1 protein-coding gene is annotated in these 1,238 nt (G+C 42.6%); it reads left to right on the top strand.

Going from position 1 to position 1,238, the window contains the following annotated elements; translation table 11 throughout:
• Positions 1–88 precede the first annotated feature (88 nt).
• Positions 89–1,177: a DUF3792 domain-containing protein gene (locus tag ACFIKR_RS09295; RefSeq protein ID WP_375659644.1), complete on the top strand. Its 1,089-nt coding sequence runs from the start codon at positions 89–91 to the stop codon at positions 1,175–1,177.
• Positions 1,178–1,238 lie beyond the last annotated feature (61 nt).

Below are 1,238 nucleotides of genomic sequence, written 5' to 3'. Positions count from 1 at the left end.
CTATCCCTTTTTAGCGCATATCTATTCACTTTTGGAACATAATTGGCAAAAAGACATTGTATCTCCAGCATATTCAAGGAGATAAAACATGGAAACTCGCATTCCTGAAGACACACCATTCGATACGAATTTTCTAGGAGAAACATCTCTAGAAGAAAAGTATCCATTCTTTCACACACCCATTTCATGGTCCGCAATCTTTGCGGGATTGGTGACAGCCCTTGCCACCTCAATCTGCCTTTCTTTTCTGGTAGCCGCTTTAGGCTTAAGCCAAATGGATTTCACCTCTTCAACCCCATTGGAAGGCTCTTTTCTCTCCTTTGGCGTGGGTTCTGTTATCGTTACACTGATTAGCCTAGCCTTGGGAGGCTTTGTAGCTGGACGTTTTGCTGAATCGTCAGGGACGCTTCATGGCTTTCTCACTTGGGCTCTCATAACATTGCTAATGACCCTCCAAGCCATCCACGTGGTTTCTAGTACAGCAAAGATAGGAGCTAAAACTGCTCTAGAAAACAGCTCCATGGTCCAACAAACCGTAGACAGCCTAAAAACCAATATTTCCCCCATACTTGCAAAATTAAACAGCGAAAGTCTTGAAAAGTTTTTTGCAAAAAACAGTAACAATGGTATCAATTTTGATCAGCTTGGTAGTGAATTGCGCACTCTTCTCAATAAAAGCGACATTCCTGCTCTCAACCCTGATCGCTTGAAACAAACCTATCAAGCAGCACTCAACGATATTGGTTCTGCGATCACAGCTTTCAAAAATGATCCTTCTCACTATCGCACCACTTTAAAAAATCTTGGTGAGCGCCTGTCTGATCGTGTAGAAGATCTCACGACAAAATTTGATCGAAGTGATATCATAGAAGCCCTCATAAAAGATGGCATGCCCCGTTCAGACGCACAAACAGCAGCAAACCGTGCCGTTCAACTCTATCAAAGCGCCGAGGAAAAAACCGAAAAAGCCATCAAAGCCCTTGAAGAACAGACAGAAACACTCTCGGACAAACTTGAGGATACGATCAAGGGAGCAAAAAACACTGCAACTAAAGCCACAAAAGCAGCCTCCAATATGGGATGGTGGGGCTTTTTAGGAAGTCTGGTAGGCGCCATTGTTTCCAGTGTTTTTGGTTATTATGGTTATAGAAGCCGTAAGGACACTTTCATGCTTTAAAACTTCTACCTCTAAAGAAAACACATAAAAAGCTGTACAGTCGTCTGTACAGCTTTTTTTG

Source organism: Bartonella sp. MR30HLJHH, from assembly GCF_042194195.1.
Taxonomy (GTDB): Bacteria; Pseudomonadota; Alphaproteobacteria; order Rhizobiales; family Rhizobiaceae; genus Bartonella; species Bartonella grahamii.
Note: the sequence above shows the minus strand (reverse complement) of the source record. Positions and strands in the feature narration are given on the sequence as shown.

What these genes read in the sequence shown, in the direction of transcription:
- ACFIKR_RS09295 (WP_375659644.1), top strand. Translation starts at nt 89, where the DNA reads ATGGAAACTCGCATTCCTGAAGACACACCATTCGATACGAATTTTCTA.